Here is a 15,877-nt window from a genome sequence, read left to right as displayed (position 1 = left end):
CCTTCCGTCATTGAACGTAACGTGAACAAAGGTGACCTTGCAAGCTTTATGGAGTATCCTCACCGCCATGTGGCTTGTTCCGCGCGATACCAGGGGCCTTGCCTCCCGTTCCCCCGTCCCGGACGTGGTCCGCGAGGCGCTGGTGCGCTGGTACACCGGCGAGGGCGAGGACGCCGATCACCGCGCTTCGGTCATCATGGTGGTCAAGGCGCGCGACCATCACCAATGGATCGCCTGCGACTGCCTGGGAGAGGGGGCCGATCCCCCGCTGCTTTCACCGGCCTATCTCTCCGAAGCGGAAACCTATTATCTGCGCCGCCTGACCAGCATTCGCCAGCGACGCCCCGAACATCATGTCGATTGCCCCTTCTTCCGCGAACAGGCGCCGCCGCGTATCCGCGAACGGGCGACTGCCACGCCGCGATCGATCAACGAGCCTGACGGGCTCTTCTCCGCGCACCGCCTCGCCCCCGAAAAGCTGGCACAGCTCCCCGCCGATACCGAGCCCGACGATCGCACCCGCGGCGTCGCCATCCCACGGCTTGCCCGGCTGCTGTGGCTTCTCATGGAAATGGCGCACGTCAACGTCGTCGATCCGCTCGAGGTCGGGGAACCCAGGACGACATCGATGGCGAGCGAATTTGCCGCGTTGCGCCACGCCGCCGAGCGCGTTCAGATCGCACCGGGCATCCCGCTCGCGCGCCATCTCTACACCCACATCGATCCCTATGAGCGCGGCATCGTCTTCGCCAAACTTCGCGAGGCGGCTCGGAAATGGCCGAGCGAACATGCGCCGCAGGCGTTTCTGCTTCTCTACGCGACCGACGTCACCGGCTCGACCATCACCCTTGCAGAGGGCCGGGAACTCACGGTCAAGAACCGCATCCGGCATATCGGCGTCAATCAGCGCCGGATGGGACCGCCCTATCTGGTTCTGGCAGTCGTCGGTGAACATAATCCGCGCGAGGGCTATGCCGCGCTCCGCGCCTACGCCCAGCCTATCGCCCGACCCGCAAACTTTATTGCGGTGCATAATCTTGCAGAGCGCAAGACGATCGTCGGGCTGCTCGACCTTCAATATCGCTTCCGCCGCCGCGGCATCGGTGTCGGGTTCAAACGCCTCCTGTTCGATATCGCGACACGCGCGGGCGATCTGCGTCCCGATCTGCTTCTCGACCTGCGGGACTTCACCACCGGCGAGGTCATCGAATCCGCCCTCGAAATCGTGACCGGCGAGGATGCTGACACGCTCGGGCTGAAGCTGCGCCAGGTCGAGAAGCTGCGCGAGATCGCGCCTGTCGTCACCATCCACGCTGAGGATCTCGAAGGCGATGCGCTGGAAGCGGCCATTCTCGATCAGCTACGGATCGGATGAAACTGACTACATGACTTAACCCGTTATTCGAAAACTGCGCCCCGGGACGATCGAAGCCGAAGGAGAGAGGGAGAAACTGTCCGATCCACAAAGGGAGACGACAGATGACCCGATTTCAACCGAGCCTGCGGCCCGCAACCACGCCATGGGATATCCCCGACCGGGCAGAGCAGGTCTTGCCCGGCATCTGGCGGGTCTGGACGCCGAGCTATGGCGGCTACGTCCTTTCCGACGAGCGTCAAGCCGCAATGCCCGACGCCCTGCGACGCGACGATCCCTTCTACGAGGAGGATGTCGATTATGCGCTGGTTCTCTACGGCTTCGCCGACGAATTCCGCCGCCTGCCGATCCCCGGCATCGCTCTTCAGGTCGAGAATGCCCGCCGATCGGTGCGATGCTGGCATCCCGATCGCTGGAAAGACCTGACCGGCGAGGAGGTTTCGATCCACGACAGCCATGTCGTGCGACGGCGCGCCGCCTATCAGGCGATCATCGGCCAATATGAGAGCGTCTCGGCCTCGGGCTCCTGGGCCGACTGGGTGCCCGACGGCAAGGTCGGTTGCGTTTTCCGCCGCGTCGTGAGCGTCGATGCCCTGGGTTTTGCCCGCCACGAAGGCGAGCCCATCTACGGACTTGTCGACAAGGACCGCTACGAGCGCCGGCAGATGCCGGAGACCTTCGACAGCCTCGAAGCGATCCGCGTCGAAAGCACGGCACCGATCAGCAAGCAGGTGCCGGCCAGCGCGCTTGCCTCCCTCCTTCCCACCGCATCGTGAGGCACGAGCCATGAGCGTCTATCTCTATCTCTTTCACGGTCGCGACAACGCCGACCGGGACATGCAGGCATGGGGCAGCGAAGGGCCGGCCATCGGCCCCCTCAGCTATGTTCACACCACCTACGGGAGCGACGTAAAGATCTGCGCTCCCCGCGACGTCCTGGAAAAGTTTTTCCCGGATACGGACATTCATTTCCATGACGGATTTGGCCAACATGCCATCCAGATCGAGGGCGACTGCCTGCCCTATGGCGGCAAATTCTACGGCGACTGGTCAGTCTGCACCCAGGATCGCCTCCGTCCCCCGACAAAGGCGGTCAAGCCTGTCTGCGACCATTGCGGCAGCGACAATGTGACGAAGGACGCGGTCGCCGTCTGGGATGTCGAGACCCAGGCATGGGTGCTGCTGAGCACTTACGATTCCACGACCTGCCAGCAATGCGAACGGGAAAGCGACGACATGCTGGACTGGAAGAGCATGGACGGCGCGCCTGCGCCCGATCCCGACGCCATTGCCGCCCCGCCCGCCAACGATCCGGCACTGCCTGACGCCGATGTCGCCCCAAAGGACCGGACATGACCTCGCCCGCTTCCATTTCCGTCGCCGAGGCCGCGGCCAATCGCGTACCGCTCGGCCGCCACTCCACCGGATCGCTCGAACTCGATCTCGATCGCCTCCTTGCCGGACGGCTGCTGATCCAGGGCAGCTCGGGTGCCGGGAAGAGCCGGACGCTGCGTCGTATCATCGAGGAAGCATTCGATTACACGACCGTCGCCATCGTCGATCCCGAAGGGGAATTCGAAAATCTCGCACGGCATATCGGCGCGACCACGATCCGCGCGGTCGAATTGACCGCCGATGGCCTGACCGCCGCTGCCGCCCGAAGCCGCCGGCACCGTCTCTCCGTTCATGTCGATCTCACCGACCTCGACCCCGACCAGCGGATCATCAAGGCTGCCGCCTTCTTCGCGGGGCTTGTCGGCGCGCCGCGTGAGGACTGGGCACATACTGTTCTTGTGTGCATCGACGAGGGGCATCTTCTCGCGCCCCATGTCGCAGGATCGGCGCGCGATGCCGAAGCCCGGCGGCTCGGGGTCGCGACCCTCACCGACCTTGCAGCCAGAGGACGCAAACGCGGTCTGGCAACCGTTATCGCCACCCAGCGGCTCGCCAAGCTATCGACATCGGTCGTGTCGGAACTTCAGAACTTCCTTGTCGGGCTGAATGTGTTCGACCGCGACATCGCGCGCGCGGCCGATCTCCTGGGCTTTGCGCCACGCGACGCAGACCTGTTGCGTAACCTTGCCCCCGGCGACTTCTTCGCGCTCGGGCCTGCACTGTCGGCGACGCCAGTCCTGGCACATATCGATCCGACCATTACCCAGCATGTGGGCAGGACACCGGAACTTCGCGCGGCAGCGGCGATCGAGGCCGATGAGGCAGCGCGGCTGCTGGATCTTGCCGGCCTTGCCGAGGTCGCCGATCATGGTCCTGGCATAACACTCAAGGGCACGCGCGCGCTCGACGCGTTCCTCCTCGATCCCTCCGCGACCGATGCCGCTGCCATAATGGACGCGCTCAAGCGCATTTCGCCCAACGCCAGCACGGCATGCGATCTGGCGCGGCACCTGTCCCTCGACGCCGATCGAACGGATCGCGCACTCAATCTCCTCTCGGCAATCGCGGCGATCGATACCATGCCAAGGGGCGATGACCGGATCGCCCGCCTCCATGCCAGGCTGCGCGCGCGGCTGAGCGATGTCGCTGTGGTGTCGCTATGACCGATCTTGCCCCCACCGTCGTCGAACTGGTCGCCTGTCCGGTGCGCCCCGAGCCCGAGGGCCGCCTGCCCGAAATGCCCTTCCGGCAAAATGCCTGGACCCCGCAGGAAGTCGCCACGCTCGAGACCGGCTTTCGCGCCGATATCCCGCTGGCCGAGATCGCCGCCGCCCTGGGGCGGGGTCTTGCCGGCGTTCGCGACAAGGTCGCAACGCTTGGCCTTCGCCGCCATTCCCAGCGTCCCTGGACGCCCGACGAGGATAACTGGCTCTCGCGCCACTATGGCTCACGCGCGACCGCGGACGTTGCCGCCGATCTCGGTCGCGCATGCAGCGCCGTCTATGCGCGGGCCGGGGTCCTGGGGCTCACCGAAGGCAACCCCCCACGCTGGACATCGTGGGAGGATGCCCAGTTGCGCGCTGGATATGCCGCCGCCGTCCCCATCGCCCAGATCGCGATCCTTATCGGCCGCCCGCTGTCAGGGACCGCGAGCCGTGCCAACAGTCTTGGCCTTCGCCATCCGGCAAAGCCCCCCGACTGGACCGAGGCCGAGGCCATGCTCACGCTGTCGCTGGCAGAAGAGGGGCATCGCTACGGCCACATCGCATCCCTGCTGGTCGAAGCAGGCTATTGCGAACGCAGCAAGATCGCAATCAAGGCGATCCTGCAACGCCTCGGCTACGGGCGGGGCTGGGGACGTTCATGGACACCCGAAGAGGACGCTCTCCTCACGCTTGCCTATCGGGAGGGCAAAAGCCTCACACCCCTCCTGACGCGTCTCGGGCGGACCCGTTACTCGATCCGCTGGCGCAGCGAATATCTTGGACTTCGCGGCACCCATGCAATGCGGGACGGCTTTCGCGGCGGTCCGGTCTGGTCCGACGACGATATCGCCACCCTGCGCGCGCTCTATGGCAAGATTCCAATGACCGAACTGGCGACGCGCATGGGGCGGACCAAGGCGTCGCTGTTCACGCGCGCCAATAACCTCGGCCTGGTTCATGGATATCAGAAGCCCTGGACGGACGACGAACGCCATGCGCTGAAGCGCGCCTACAACAATGGCGTCGCCTTTGCCGATGTCGTCACGGCACTGGGCCGGAACCATGCCGCCGTCCACAAATATGCTCAGAAGATGGGACTGCTGTTCGGCCGTCGACCGCGCTGCACGCCCCCACCGACACTCGACCAGATCCTTGCCATGGAAGATATCGCCGGAGACAAGCCATGAAGCCGCTCAGATCCCTGACAGACATCGCGACAGGCGAACCGATAGACCGCGATACCCGCCGCGCACGGCTTCTCGCCGCGCGCAGGGCTCCTGTCTGCGGTATCGTGCGCAAAGGCATTCTTGGGGGTCACTGGGACGGCGGCACCGTGGTCGGGGCTTTTCGAGGCGGGCGCGGGACATTCCTGCAAGAGCAGACGCTCCCCGGCGATCAGGAGAGGGGAGAGGGAACGAGCGGGGAGGCGTGAAGAAGCGCGCCAGCCACGAGGAGCGTCCCCATGATCCCAGCCACCATCGCAACCGCCGTCGCACCCGAGACCATCTCCAAGGTGACGCGGCTGTTCAACAACACCGCCTTCGACGTCATCAACGAACTGTTCCAGAATGCCCGCCGTGCCGGTGCGCAGTGCGTATCGGTGTCGATCCAGACATCGGGCGCCGACACTTTCCTCCATGTCGTCGACGACGGTCACGGCATTGCCGACCCCGCCTCGATCGTGACACTGGGTCGATCGGGATGGTCCGACGAGACCCGCCGCGCCGAAGATCCCGCCGGGATGGGCGTCTTCAGCCTCGCCGGGCGGAATGTCATTATTCGTTCCTACTCGCGGCCCGATCGCCAGGGCTGGATGGCGCACATCCCGGCCACTGCCTGGGAAACGAGCCGCCCGATCGCGATCACGTCCGATCCTATCGCCTGCGGGACCGCCATCACCGTCTGCGTGCCGGGCGAGTGGGTCCGCACCCTGCGCGACGACATTACGCGCGCCGCGAAACATTATCCGGTTGCCGTGCTCCTCGATGGAGAGGCCCTTCCCTACGAAGACTGGCTCGCCGACGCCGATCATGTCGAGGAATGGAACGGCACCCGGATCGGTGTCTTCCGGAAAAATCCCTCCCACTATTCCTCGCGCGATCACCGCCTCAACTTCCACGGCGTCACCATTCCCTGCGCCCTGCCTTTCGTCCAGGAGGTCGATCGCGGCGGGCACTGGATCGCCAAGGTCGACATTTTCGATGCGCCGCAGATCCAGCTCGTGCTTCCCGCACGCAAGGAAGTGGTCGAGAACGCCGCCATCGCCGACCTGCGGCACGCCGTCCACGTCGCCATCTTCCGGGCGATCGCCGCGCAGGACAGGCACCGGCTCTCGTTTCACGACTGGCGCGCCGCAAGAGACATGGGTGTTACTCTCCCCGAAGCGGCACCGTATCTCTTTACCTGGTCCGCGCCCGCGGCCGACAGCAGCCGCAATTACGAAACGGGCATGCGCGAAACCGATCCCGCCATGGTCCTGATGCCCGACTTCGACGCGCTGGTCGCCCAACCGGTGCAATCTGCGGTCGCGGCGCAAAACCCCTTCGGCGGACCGCTGGTCGAAGCCCAGGACGCCTTCACCGGCTATGGCTGGTACGACCGTCTCTCGCGCGTCGAGGACGTTGTCTTCCGCGTCACGCAGGGCGACCGCACCTTCACGATCTCCGACAGCAAGGAAGCGCCGATCGAAGCCGAGGACGGATTTGTCGAGGCAATCACGCTTTTAGCGACGATCGGTCAAGCCGGCGTCCTCGCCACCGTGGAATGCGCAGCCGATGTCGCGTTCGCGCCAGACCAGTTCTCCTGCAACTCTGTCGAGGAAACCCGCATCTTCGTTCGCCGCGGCACCGCCATGACCGCGCAGGACGTTGCCGATCTGTTTGAAAATGCCATTTTCTACGCCAGCGAAGACAGCGACGCGGACAGCTACGAGACCCAGCAGGAGCGATTTCGCGCCGACGCGGCCGAACGCATCATCGGTCTGCTCGAAGGCGACGACGCGGCGCTCGAAAACAGTATCCGCGCGCGGCTTTTCAACCATCGTCACCTTCTTCCCGAGGACCGCACCGTCACCATCGTCATGAGCCGCAACCGGCTCGACATCGCCATCGCGCCCCGCGCATCCGGGACGTCTGATCCCGAGGTCGCCTGAAATGGCGCGCTACAATCACGCGTTCACGATCGCGTTCAGCACTGTGTCGAGCGACGCCAAGGGCGAGGATCTCGACCCCGACGCACTCAAGGCGGCCCTGCAAGCGCGCATCGCCGAACTCGATCGCGAAGGCACCTGGATCGAGGCGGTCGGTCCCCCATTCGACAGCTATCTCGAGCCGGAGGAATCGTCATGACAATGCCCATCCCGGGGCCTCCGGTGGTCCTCGCTTACGGCATCGGCGTGGACAGCACTGCGCTGCTTCTCGAGCTGCATGCCCGCGGGGCAACTCCCGACCTCGTGCTGACAGCCGACACCGGGAACGAGAAACCGGAAACATACGCCTATCTCGACGTCATCGGCCCCTGGATGCGCGACCGGGGCATCCGGCACGAGATCGTCTCGTACACGCCAAAACGGTTCAAGCACTGGCCGCCCTATTACGGCATCCTGGAAATGTGCCTGACCAACGCGACGCTGCCGAGCAAATCGCTCGGCGGCTCCAGTTGCAGCCTCAAATACAAGAAAGCGCCGCAGGACGCGTTCCTCAAGACCTGGCAACCGGCGATCGAGGCATGGAGCAGGGGTCAGCGGGTCATACGCCTCATCGGCTACGATGCCGGACCCCGCGACACTGCGCGCGCCAATCATGCGCTCTCGATCGACGATCCCCTCTATCGGTGCGATTACCCCCTGCGCCGCTGGAACTGGGATCGGGCAGACTGCACCGCCCGCATCGTCGCCGAAGGCCTGCCCGTGCCCCCCAAGTCGGCCTGCTGGCTGTTATGTTTGCAGATGGTGTCTCGTCTCACCGCAACCCTTTATTTATGGGCTACAAAATTATCCGCCGTTTGAGACGATCCGAGGCCATTGAAGCGCTCGGGACAGTTGCAAAGCGCTACTGCACTTTGCAACTGTCCCGAGCGCAACCGCCGAAGGCGGTGCGACTCGTCGCGGCGGCATCCGGAATGACTTTGCTGAGCGGAAGAAACTGACTTGCCATTGCCCGTCGGGACTTGCTGATGCGGCCTTGATCGTTGCGCCGACAGATTGGGAAATGTCTGTTACGCGCCCAAGTTGGTCGTACGGCTCGCGTCTTCCTGCGCTGTTGAGCCGAACGACAGCTATGACGTGGTCTGGGACTTTTCTGCCATTCCCGAGTCTCATGTCGAACGTCTGGTTTAGCCATCAGTGGACATTCAGCATTCCACGCACCTCACCGTAGGATGAAAAAAAACTGCCCAGATAGCGGCATGCCAGCTATTAGATGATCAACAGGTGGTAACCTCCATTCGGCCAGAAACGCGTGAGTGCGCATTGACGTCCGGCAACTTTCATGGCGTATCTAAATACGCAACAGGGGGTGTATCGCGAGCCATTCCGCGATACATGATGGAAATGGCATCGGCACAGCAGCTCATAGGTCTCGTAAAGAGCCACGCGGAGGGGGATTCCGATCGCTTCTTCGATCTTGCTATGCAGCTGTCGGCTGCAGAGGAGCAAAAGGGTCACAAGCGCTTGGCCGAAACGCTGCGGCAGTGGGCCAATGCTGGCCAGACGCCTCCTGCCTCGCGAAAGCCGAATCTCACGCCAATCGCCGCTCCGCGTGGTGATCTCGCCGAATTCCTGTTCGCCTCCTATCCCAGCGAGCGGTTGAACAGCGTTATTCTGCCACCGCTTATCGGAGAAGAGCTGGCGCATATCGTTTTCGAGACCCGCATGCGTGAGAAGCTTGAAGAGAAGGGCCTAAAGCCGCGGCGGCGCATTCTGCTTTCCGGACCTCCGGGCACTGGAAAGACGATGAGCGCCCACAGCCTTGCCGGCGAGCTCCAGTTTCCGCTCTTTTCCGTGATGCTGCACGGCCTCATAACAAAGTTCATGGGCGAGACCGCCCAGAAACTGAAACTCGTGTTCGACGCCATCAAATCGACGCGTGGCGTCTATCTCTTCGACGAGATCGATGCTCTCGCCGCAGCGAGGGGCGATGGCAATGACGTGGGTGAAGCGCGCCGGGTGCTGAACTCGTTTCTCCAGTTCCTCGACGAGGACACCGGGCCTTCGATCGTCATCGCTACGACTAATCTGGCCGAAATCTTGGATCGGGCAGTCCTGCGCCGTTTCGATCTCGTCCTTTCCTATGAGTTGCCCGATGCGGCATCGATCCGCCAGGCTCTTGAACGACGCCTCATCGGCTTCTCCCACGCACGCCTGTCTTGGAAAAAGGTCACCGATTGCGCGATCGGGCTGTCGACGGCCGATGTCGTAGCCGCCGCCGAAGACGCGGCGCGGCGCGCGGTTCTTGGCGATCGCAATAGCATAACGACCGTCGATCTAGTGAATTCGCTAGAGCGTCGTCGCTCGCTGCAGGGGCTGGGAAGAAGCGCGAATGCCACGGAATTTACCTCACTTTCTCCTAAAAGACCTCGGAAAGCCGCATCCGTTTCAGGCCAAGGGCGGGGGCGGCGGCAAGACGCCAAGTGACGTCCTCAATCGCAGTGGCCATGCGCAGGCTCTTCTGCAAGCAATCGACCAACTCCCAGCGATAACAGCGGACGGCCTCCCAGGGGTCTATCTCGAAGTCAAAGGCCGACCGGGCGAGCCGCTCGCCAAGGATAGCCTGGGATCAAGCGGCATTGAGCTGCTGCGCAGCGCCGCCGAAGTCGTCAGCGGAAGCACCACCGAAACCGCCACCGTCTTCGCCACGGCCCAGGGCGTGGAGAATCTTCGAAAGAAGATCGAAAAATTCGAGACAGAAGATACGCCGGACAGGGAGAAGGACGGCGAGATCATCCCCGGTCGCCCCAAGAACGCCACTCTTGTTCAGAGCATGGCGGCCATTACCGAGGCGGGCCTGCGCGCGTTATGGCGCGGCCCGCAGGAGAAATTTCCCGCTGGCAATGGCGCGACGCACTGGGAAATCTGGCTTGAGCCAAGTGAAGCGGAAGCCTTTATCGCCCAGGCCGCTGCCTATCAGGTTCAGATCGGGACCGATCGCCTGCACTTTCCTGAAGATGTCGTCGTCATCGGCCTCGCGACACGGGACCATATCGCGCTGGCCGTGAGACGACTTGGCTCCGTGCGTGCCCTTGCGGCGCCAGCGGTGACCGCTGATTTTTTCGATGCTCTGGAGGTCCAGGAGCAGGCTGCATGGGTTCAGGATCTCGCCCAGCGGACCACCTATGCCGGCGGCCTCAATGGAGGTTATGTCACCTTGTTGGATACGGGCGTTAGCCGCGCCCATCCGTTGATCGCTCCCGTCCTTCCGTCACAGGACCGCCACGCCGCCGACCCGGCCTGGGGGCTAGACGACGTGAAAGGGCACGGCACTCAGCTTGCCGGCCTAGCACTGTTTGGCGACCTAACGCCCGATCTGCAATCGACGATGCCAGTCACTGTTTCGCATCGTCTGGAATCGGTGAAGCTGATGCCGGACGGAGGCCCCAACCCGCATCACCTGCTGGGGGTGGTGACGCGCCGTGCGATCAACACAGTAGAACAGACTGTGCGTCGGCGGACCTTCACCATGGCGGTCACGACCGACGAGGACACGCCCCATGACGGCGCGCCCACATCATGGTCGACCGAAATCGACCAACTCGCCGCTGGCGTCTCAGGCGATCGGGCGGCGCCGCGCCTCATCATGATATCGGCGGGTAATACCAACAATTCCATGTTCACAGCGGGTCACTATCTCGACATCTGCGATCTGCCGGAAAATGAGCTGGAGTCGCCCGCACAGGCCTGGAATGCCATCAGCGTGGGCGCCTATACCGAAAAGACTATGCTACCACCCAACGAGGGCCTCATCAGCGTCGCGCCTTTTGGCGACCTTTCCCCCAGCTCCCGTACCGCATCCTGGACTTCGACCTGGCCGCTCAAGCCCGATATCGTTCTCGAGGGCGGGAACTGGGCTGCCGACAACTTGCCTCCACCGCTGCGACACGGCTGGCTATCCCTTCTCACGACCCATCATGCCTATCCGCAGCGCTCGTTCAGTTTTACGCATGACACAAGCGCTGCGACGGCGATCGCGGCGAAGCAGATTACCGAACTCTGGTCGGACTATCCGCTGCTATGGCCCGAAACCGTTCGCGCCCTCTATGTGGCGTCCGCTCGATGGACGCCGCAAATGCAGTCGCATCTTCCCGCCAATGCCAACAAGGGCAGCTACGCCCGGCTCTTTCAGCGTTACGGCTACGGTGTTCCTGATCTCGAGAGGGCGCATCGTAGCGCGTCTAATGCCCTTACCCTGATCGTGCAGGACGTCATCATTCCGTACGGCCTCTCTGAACAGACTGGCGGCGATGTTCACAGGGAGATGCGACTCTTCACGCTGCCATGGCCCGTCGAGGAACTGCGCAAGCTCGGCAACGCCAATGTGAACCTTCGGGTCGCGCTCAGTTCCTTCGTAGCGCCCAACCCGGCCGAGGCATCGCGCGGCTCGCGATATCGCTATGCCTCTCATAATCTTCGGTTCAAGCTGAACCGGGCCGCAGAAAATGCGCAGCAGTTCATGGCGCGCATCAGCAAGGCGGTCGAACCCGTCGGCCCTCAGGTCGAAGAAGATGACCTGTGGGACTTTGGGAGCATCCGGCGCGATGTCGGCTCCCTGCATATCGACCAGTTGACCTGCAGAGCTTCAGACTTGGCGAGACGCAATCTTCTGGCCGTTCATCCCGTCGCAGGATGGTGGAAATCCAAGAAGATCCTGGAGGAGGGAGAGAAAGAGGCTCGCTTTGCTCTCGTTGTGGAGATCGATACGCAGGGGATCGAAGCAGACCTTTACACGGAGGTCCAGGCGGCAGTCGCGGTCCTCAGTGCGACCCAGCCGATCATTATCTAGCAACCCGGTGCTGACACGTTGGCAGGCGTGATGGGATTGTCCGTAGCGGCGAAAGGCGTGCTGATGGGCGAGAGATAATTTCGGCCGCGGCAGCTTACGGAGTAGCCGGACATATGCATTTCCGCGCCGAACGTCCGGCTCTGGTCGCGAGTTGCCAGTCCTGGGCCGTCTGCACCTGAGCATTGGGAATCGTCGGCGGAAAGACCGGTATGGGCCGCTGGCAGTCAGAAGCACTGCCAGCGAGTGTCGCTTTTTCACCAACCACCGGCAACGGACTGAATGATGACGCCGGTGTTTCGGGAGATCAGCACGAAATTCGTTCCCGCATAGCACCAGATATGGCCGGTCGGTGCTGGGGACAGTCCATAGCCGACCGGATTGACGACGACATAATGGCGCATCGACAGGGGGAGGGTGCCACCGACGATCCAAACGCTATGCGCATGTCTGGGCGGGATGGGGTAATAGCCGTAGCCGGGCGCGAAATAATGGCCATGGCGCGGCCCGTGATAATGGACAAATCCGGGGTGGCCGCGCCACCAGCCAGGACGGCCGCGATCGACGATGACGGTGCGGCTGTGCACGACCCCGGCGCGGGGCGCGACGGTCGTATGCCGGACGACCTGCGCCTCTGCGGCGGGACTGGCCATGATGGCCATGACGGACAGGAACAGGGTCGCGCTGCCTGCAAAAGCGGCGCTGACGCTGACACCGTGCTTCGTGAGGGATTGGGGATTGAAAAACCGGGGCATGATCGGACTCCTTGGGTGGGAAGCCTGATATGGATGGCCTTTGCATCATCCGGTCGGGTGCCATGTATCAGTCCGTGTCGGTCATGCCGGTCCGGTTCCTCCTGCACTGCGGAGCAACAGGATGGCGCGAAACCCGCCTTCCGCGCGATTTTCCAGCACCAGGTCGCCCCGGTAGCGCTGGGTCAGTGCCTGGACGATCGACAGGCCAAGGCCCACGCCCCCCGTCCTGCGCGCGCGCGACGGCTCGAGCCGCTCGAACGGTTCGGTCAGGCGCGGCAGGCTGGGTTCGGGTACGCCGGGGCCGTCATCCTCCACCATGATGCGGATGAACGGGCCGTCGGGTTCGACAAGGATACGCGCCTGTCCGCCGCCGTAGCGAACCGCATTGTCCAGCAGGTTGGCCATCATGCGCTGGAAGGAAATATGGGAGACATGCGCATGGACGGCATGGGGCAGGGGCGCGACGTCCACATGCTGGTTGCGCTGTAGGCGCTCTTCGGCGACCAGCGCCAGTTCGGCGCGAATGTCGCATGTCGCCATGTCCAGGTCGGTCGCGGCCGATTCCCGTGCGAAGGTAAGCGTGTCGCTCAGCAGGTCGCGCATTTCCTCGATATCCTTGGCCGCCAGCGCGCGCTGCTCCTCATCCTCGATAAATTCGCTGCGCAGGTCCATGCGGGCCAGATAGGTGCGATAATCATGTGCGATGGCCGCGAGCATGCGCGTTCGTTCATCAAGCAGCGTCCGCAGATGCTGGCGCAATTGCCGGAACGCTTCGCCCAGTTCCACGATCTCGCGCGGGCCGTCGGGCTTCAGCGCATCCAGCCTGTCCTCGCGGACAGCGCGGGCCAGCCGTTCGACAGGCCGCGTCGTCTGCGCGGCCAGCCACAGGATGACAGCGATATCGACAATCGCAACCGCCGCCAGGAAGAGCATCAGATTGTTGACGATCTTGGTCAGCGGCGCTGCGACCATCTGTTCGATCATGATGGCATCGCCGCCGGACAGGGCGACCGATATCCGCACGGGGTTCATCGTGACGGCGGGGCGCATGTCGAGGTCTGCGGGGCCGATATCGCCTGATGTTTCGATGCGAAATGGCCTGCCGCCCAAAGCCTCCTGATAGCGGGACAGGGTCGCGGGCGTGGCAGAGGATGCCTGGCCCGCAGGCAGTGCCGCCAGCATGGTGACGCGCATGGTCGCATCGGAAAAGGCGCGGACAAGATCGGGATGCGATCTGGGCGGCGTGCGTTCGAATGCGGTGACGACCAAAGCGACCTTTTCGGGAACGGGCACCCGATATAGCGGGGCCATCTTGCGCATGTCCGTCTGTTCCAGGAACAGCAGAATGACGGCAATCATGGCCAGCAGATGGAGCAGGACGATGAGGCCTATCCGCTCTCGCAACCGGGGCGGGCGCAGCTTCAGCATCGGGTGACGGCCGGTGCGAACAGATAGCCGTCGCCCCGCACGGTCCGGATCATCACGGGTTCGCGCGGATCGTCGCCCAGCTTGCGCCGAAGCCGGCTCATCTGCACGTCGATGACGCGATCGACCGGACTGGCATGACCGCCTCGTGTCCAGTCGATCAGCAGTTCGCGCGACAGGATGCGGCGTGGGTGTAGCACCAGCGCATGGAGCAGGTCGAATTCGCTGGTGGTCAGGCCCACCGGCTCGCCCGCCGGGTTGGTCAGATCGCGGGCTCCCAGGCGCAGCAGCCAGCCGTCAAACCGGAAACTGTCGCCATTCTCCTCGCTGACGGCCGTGTCTATGTCACGGGTCCGGCGAATGATGGAGCGCAGCCGCGCCAGCAATTCCCGCTTGTTGAACGGCTTGGCGAGATAATCGTCGGCGCCGATTTCCAACCCGATGATCCGGTCGATCGGATCGTCCTTCGCCGTGACGATCAGGATCGGCAGGCGCGGCCAGCGGGCGCGCAGGCGCTGGCATATTTCCAGCCCATCCTCGCCGGGCAACATCAGGTCGAGGATCAGGCAATCGAGCCGTTCCAGCACGCCATCGACGTCGAGGCCGGCCGAATTTTCCATGGCCAGGACTTCAAACCCCTCACGGGTCAGCAACATGCGCACCAGATCTCGAATGCCGGGATCATCCTCGACAATCGCGACCTTGCCATTTGATGCCTGCGTTTCGGCCACCATGCCATACCTCTTTGTCGTCAGCGCCTGTGCCGATGGTGCAGCGCCCCCGGAACCATCTAGCATGGTTCCAGGGGCAATTGATCATTTGCCACGTTTTGCGGCGGCGGCGCGCAGTTCGTCCGGTGTGATCTTGCCGTCCTTGTCGGCGTCGATCATCGCGAAACCACGATCGCGGCGACCGGCCGCCTTCCATTCTTCCAGCGACAGCGCGCCATCCTGATTGGTGTCGGCCTTGATGAACATTTCCCTGGCCTTTGCCGACGCATCCTGCGCCATGGCGGTCGGGCTCTGGGCGATGACCGCGGCGGCCAGCGACAGGGCGCTCGTCAGATATTTCATGTCATTCTCCTTGTATCAGGCCCAAAATGAGCGTGGCCGATATAGCGCGCGCCACCGCAGCATGTTCGACCCCCGGGTGAAGACAGATTACGGTTTGTAACAGCGCGATCCGGCGCCCGATCCCGCTGCAAATATCCGACACATTATGCGGCAAGGCCGTTCACGGCGCGGTGCGACATGTCCCGTCCCGCGCCTTTTGCTGACGCGGAGAAGGAGTATGCATCATGACATTGCGCCAATTCACCACGATCATCGTTTCGACCCTGGCCATCGCAGCCAGCATATCGACGGCCGAAGCCCGCAACCGTTCCTTTCAATATAGCCACAGCCGCAACGTGCAGGGGCCGAATGGGCGAGGGCTGCACAGCAGCTACAACGCCTCGCGCGGCGGCGGGCAGGCAGCCATGAGTCGCAATGTCCAGACCAATGACGGACGTGGCTTCAGCAGCCAGCGCGGGTATCAGGCGCAGGACGGGCAGTTCCACGGCTCCACCAGTCATGTGACCAACAGCGGAAAAAGCTGGGGGCGATCGACCAGCGCGACAGCCAATGGCGACGGGACCGCAACCTATCATCGCAACATGACCGGTCCCAATGGCGGGTCGGCCTCATGGTCCGGCACTATCGGCGACTGACCAGGCTGAACGCGCGCCTAGCG

At 63.4% G+C, this 15,877-nt stretch carries 15 protein-coding genes; 11 read left to right on the top strand and 4 right to left on the bottom strand.

All coding sequences use genetic code 11. The features are described 5' to 3' along the window. The first annotated feature begins 67 nt into the window (after positions 1 to 67). From BRX37_RS17320 to BRX37_RS17270, 10 genes are all read left to right on the top strand, one after another. Positions 68 to 1,375, top strand: a complete 1,308-nt coding sequence (locus tag BRX37_RS17320; RefSeq protein ID WP_063976900.1) for a hypothetical protein — start codon at positions 68 to 70, stop codon at positions 1,373 to 1,375. Between the two features lie 104 nt (positions 1,376 to 1,479). After that, complete coding sequence (locus BRX37_RS17315) at positions 1,480 to 2,151, top strand: DUF7007 domain-containing protein (protein WP_063976901.1); 672 nt, start codon at positions 1,480 to 1,482, stop codon at positions 2,149 to 2,151. A gap of 10 nt (positions 2,152 to 2,161) precedes the next feature. Next, the gene (locus BRX37_RS17310) at positions 2,162 to 2,731 is read left to right on the top strand and encodes a hypothetical protein (protein WP_063976902.1); all 570 of its coding nucleotides are present in this window, start codon (positions 2,162 to 2,164) and stop codon (positions 2,729 to 2,731) included. Next, on the top strand, positions 2,728 to 3,933 hold the full coding sequence (locus tag BRX37_RS17305) for a helicase HerA domain-containing protein (RefSeq protein WP_063976903.1): 1,206 nt from the start codon (positions 2,728 to 2,730) through the stop codon (positions 3,931 to 3,933). Before BRX37_RS17310 ends, BRX37_RS17305 begins: the two co-directional genes overlap by 4 nt. Next, positions 3,930 to 5,162: a hypothetical protein gene (locus tag BRX37_RS17300; RefSeq protein ID WP_063976904.1), complete on the top strand. Its 1,233-nt coding sequence runs from the start codon at positions 3,930 to 3,932 to the stop codon at positions 5,160 to 5,162. The genes BRX37_RS17305 and BRX37_RS17300 overlap by 4 nt, the downstream gene beginning before the upstream one ends. A 326-nt stretch (positions 5,163 to 5,488) precedes the next feature. Then, positions 5,489 to 7,126, top strand: a complete 1,638-nt coding sequence (locus tag BRX37_RS17290) for an ATP-binding protein (protein WP_234792334.1) — start codon at positions 5,489 to 5,491, stop codon at positions 7,124 to 7,126. Between the two features lies 1 nt (position 7,127). Then, the gene (locus BRX37_RS17285; protein ID WP_063976906.1) at positions 7,128 to 7,322 is read left to right on the top strand and encodes a hypothetical protein; all 195 of its coding nucleotides are present in this window, start codon (positions 7,128 to 7,130) and stop codon (positions 7,320 to 7,322) included. Continuing rightward, a complete protein-coding gene (locus tag BRX37_RS17280) occupies positions 7,319 to 7,981 on the top strand; it encodes an adenine nucleotide alpha hydrolase family protein (RefSeq protein WP_234792325.1) in 663 nt (220 codons plus the stop codon). The genes BRX37_RS17285 and BRX37_RS17280 overlap by 4 nt, the downstream gene beginning before the upstream one ends. A gap of 534 nt (positions 7,982 to 8,515) precedes the next feature. Next, complete coding sequence (locus BRX37_RS17275; RefSeq protein ID WP_202902493.1) at positions 8,516 to 9,607, top strand: AAA family ATPase; 1,092 nt, start codon at positions 8,516 to 8,518, stop codon at positions 9,605 to 9,607. Next, the gene (locus BRX37_RS17270; RefSeq protein WP_080727355.1) at positions 9,513 to 11,969 is read left to right on the top strand and encodes a S8 family peptidase; all 2,457 of its coding nucleotides are present in this window, start codon (positions 9,513 to 9,515) and stop codon (positions 11,967 to 11,969) included. Before BRX37_RS17275 ends, BRX37_RS17270 begins: the two co-directional genes overlap by 95 nt. Before the next feature lie 254 nt (positions 11,970 to 12,223). Here BRX37_RS17270 and BRX37_RS17265 read toward each other — a convergent pair whose 3' ends face one another. The 4 genes from BRX37_RS17265 to BRX37_RS17250 form a co-directional block, all read right to left on the bottom strand. Then, on the bottom strand, positions 12,224 to 12,721 hold the full coding sequence (locus BRX37_RS17265; RefSeq protein ID WP_051887035.1) for an RcnB family protein: 498 nt from the start codon (positions 12,719 to 12,721) through the stop codon (positions 12,224 to 12,226). Positions 12,722 to 12,802: 81 nt separating this feature from the next. Further along, positions 12,803 to 14,080, bottom strand: a complete 1,278-nt coding sequence (locus BRX37_RS17260) for an ATP-binding protein (protein ID WP_206434177.1) — start codon at positions 14,078 to 14,080, stop codon at positions 12,803 to 12,805. A gap of 62 nt (positions 14,081 to 14,142) precedes the next feature. Continuing rightward, the gene (locus tag BRX37_RS17255; RefSeq protein WP_037522488.1) at positions 14,143 to 14,880 is read right to left on the bottom strand and encodes a response regulator; all 738 of its coding nucleotides are present in this window, start codon (positions 14,878 to 14,880) and stop codon (positions 14,143 to 14,145) included. An 81-nt stretch (positions 14,881 to 14,961) separates the two neighbouring features. Continuing rightward, positions 14,962 to 15,219, bottom strand: a complete 258-nt coding sequence (locus BRX37_RS17250) for an EF-hand domain-containing protein (protein ID WP_125988450.1) — start codon at positions 15,217 to 15,219, stop codon at positions 14,962 to 14,964. A gap of 224 nt (positions 15,220 to 15,443) precedes the next feature. Here BRX37_RS17250 and BRX37_RS17245 point away from each other — a divergent pair, with 224 nt between their 5' ends. Further along, positions 15,444 to 15,854: a hypothetical protein gene (locus BRX37_RS17245; RefSeq protein WP_048938952.1), complete on the top strand. Its 411-nt coding sequence runs from the start codon at positions 15,444 to 15,446 to the stop codon at positions 15,852 to 15,854. Positions 15,855 to 15,877: the final 23 nt, after the last annotated feature.

The organism is Sphingomonas sp. S-NIH.Pt3_0716, from assembly GCF_003950715.1.
Taxonomy (GTDB): Bacteria; Pseudomonadota; Alphaproteobacteria; order Sphingomonadales; family Sphingomonadaceae; genus Sphingobium; species Sphingobium yanoikuyae_A.
Note: the sequence above shows the minus strand (reverse complement) of the source record. Positions and strands in the feature narration are given on the sequence as shown.

Coding starts and splice junctions, on each gene's coding strand:
- BRX37_RS17320 (WP_063976900.1), top strand. CDS start 68: ATGTGGCTTGTTCCGCGCGATACCAGGGGCCTTGCCTCCCGTTCCCCC.
- BRX37_RS17315 (WP_063976901.1), top strand. CDS start 1,480: ATGACCCGATTTCAACCGAGCCTGCGGCCCGCAACCACGCCATGGGAT.
- BRX37_RS17310 (WP_063976902.1), top strand. CDS start 2,162: ATGAGCGTCTATCTCTATCTCTTTCACGGTCGCGACAACGCCGACCGG.
- BRX37_RS17305 (WP_063976903.1), top strand. CDS start 2,728: ATGACCTCGCCCGCTTCCATTTCCGTCGCCGAGGCCGCGGCCAATCGC.
- BRX37_RS17300 (WP_063976904.1), top strand. CDS start 3,930: ATGACCGATCTTGCCCCCACCGTCGTCGAACTGGTCGCCTGTCCGGTG.
- BRX37_RS17285 (WP_063976906.1), top strand. CDS start 7,128: ATGGCGCGCTACAATCACGCGTTCACGATCGCGTTCAGCACTGTGTCG.
- BRX37_RS17280 (WP_234792325.1), top strand. CDS start 7,319: ATGACAATGCCCATCCCGGGGCCTCCGGTGGTCCTCGCTTACGGCATC.
- BRX37_RS17275 (WP_202902493.1), top strand. CDS start 8,516: ATGATGGAAATGGCATCGGCACAGCAGCTCATAGGTCTCGTAAAGAGC.
- BRX37_RS17270 (WP_080727355.1), top strand. CDS start 9,513: ATGCCACGGAATTTACCTCACTTTCTCCTAAAAGACCTCGGAAAGCCG.
- BRX37_RS17265 (WP_051887035.1), bottom strand. CDS start 12,721: ATGCCCCGGTTTTTCAATCCCCAATCCCTCACGAAGCACGGTGTCAGC.
- BRX37_RS17260 (WP_206434177.1), bottom strand. CDS start 14,080: ATGATTGCCGTCATTCTGCTGTTCCTGGAACAGACGGACATGCGCAAG.
- BRX37_RS17255 (WP_037522488.1), bottom strand. CDS start 14,880: ATGGTGGCCGAAACGCAGGCATCAAATGGCAAGGTCGCGATTGTCGAG.
- BRX37_RS17250 (WP_125988450.1), bottom strand. CDS start 15,219: ATGAAATATCTGACGAGCGCCCTGTCGCTGGCCGCCGCGGTCATCGCC.
- BRX37_RS17245 (WP_048938952.1), top strand. CDS start 15,444: ATGACATTGCGCCAATTCACCACGATCATCGTTTCGACCCTGGCCATC.